General features: G+C 68.9%; 1 protein-coding gene. It reads right to left on the reverse strand.

The window, feature by feature from the left end; all coding sequences use genetic code 11:
• A partial coding sequence (locus G6018_RS13390) for a 3-hydroxyacyl-CoA dehydrogenase NAD-binding domain-containing protein (RefSeq protein WP_182639873.1) occupies positions 1 to 1,699 on the reverse strand: 1,699 nt, incomplete at both ends.

A 1,699-nucleotide genomic window follows, 5' to 3' on the forward strand; every position in this document is an offset into this window, starting at 1 on the left:
GGAACCCGATGCCGATGATCGAACCGATGTTGGCGTCGGCATCGTCCACGATCACACCCTCGTCAACGCACTTCTGCGTCTCGAGCACCTCGGCGAACAGCATGCGGTCCACCAGGTCCTGCAGTGGCGGCGCGTTGTCCGGGGAGGTGTTGAACGCCTCCCGCAGACCCGACCAGAGGCCGGCGCGCTTGCCGTCGATGTAGTCATAGAAGCCCGCGCCGGCGGCGCGACCGGAGCGCTCGATCTCCTCGACCATCTTCAGCACCACGCGGTCGGAGGCGCTGGGCACGTACTCCTTACCCTCGGCCTCCTCGGCCTCGCGGGTGGCCTGACGGATCTTGACCATCAGGTTGAGGTTCAGCTCGTCGGACAGCTGCAGCGGCGCGGCCGGGTATCCGGCAATGCGGCCGGCCTGCTCGATGGTGGAGGGCTCGATCCCCTCGTCGAGCATGGCCAGCGCCTCGTTGACGAACGTGCCGATCACGCGGGAGGTGTAGAAGCCCCGGCTGTCGTTGACCACGATCGGGATCTTGCGGATCTGCAGGGTCAGGTCGATGGCCCTGGCCAGCGTCTCCGGCGTGGTCTTGTCACCCTTGATGATCTCGACGAGCTGCATCTTGTCGACGGGCGAGAAGAAATGCAGGCCGATGAAGTCCTCGGGCCGCTTGACGCCGGTCGCGAGGTCGGTGATCGGCAGCGTGGAGGTGTTGGACCCCAGCAGCGCGTCCGCGTTGACGACGTCCTCGATCTCCTGGAAGACCTTCTTCTTCAGGTCCGGGGACTCGAAGACCGCCTCGATCACGAGGTCGCAGCCGGCCAGCGCCTGCGGATCCGCCGTCGGGGTGATCCGGGCGAGCAGCGCGTCGGACTTCTCCTGGGTGGTGCGGCCACGCTCGAGCGCCTTGGCCTCGATGCTCTCGGAGTACGCCTTGCCCTTGTCGGCGGAGGCCTGCTCGACATCCTTGAGCACGACCTCGATGCCGGCCTTGGCGCAGACGTAGGCGATGCCCGCGCCCATCATGCCGGCTCCCAGGACTCCGACCTTGGTGAACTGCGTCCGGGGGATCTCCGAACCGTCGGCGGCCTTGGGCCGCGCTCCCCCCGAGGAGCAGTGCTGCATGTCGAAGAAGAAGGCCTGGATCATGTTCTTGGCCACGACGCCGGTCACCAGCGAGACGAAGTAGCGCGCCTCGATCTTCTCCGCGGTGGCGAAGTCCACCTGCGAGCCCTCGACGGCCGCGGCCATGATGGCACGCGGCGCCGGGGAGGGCGCGCCCTTGGTCTGCTTGCGCATGTTCGCGGGGAAGGACGGCAGGACGCCGGCCAGTGCGGGGTCCTTGATCGTGCCGCCGGGGAGCTTCCACCCCTTGCGGTCCCACGGCTGGGTGGCCTCGGGCTCGGTGCCGATCCACGCCTTGGCGGCGTCGATCAACTGCTCGGGGGCCACGACCTCGTCGACGAGGCCGGCCTCGAGCGCCTTGGCCGGCGCGAAGGACCGACCGGACATGAGGATGTTGGGCACGGCCTGGGCCAGGCCGAACATGCGGACGGTCCGGACGATCCCGCCGCCACCCGGCAGCAGACCGAGGGTGACCTCGGGCAGGCCGACCTTGGCGCCGCGGGCGTCGGCCATGACGCGGTGGTGGCACGCGAGCGCGAGCTCGAGGCCGCCACCCAGGGCCGCACCGTTGATGGCGGA

The organism is Dietzia sp. DQ11-44 (genome assembly GCF_014145205.1).
Taxonomy (GTDB): Bacteria; Actinomycetota; Actinomycetes; order Mycobacteriales; family Mycobacteriaceae; genus Dietzia; species Dietzia natronolimnaea.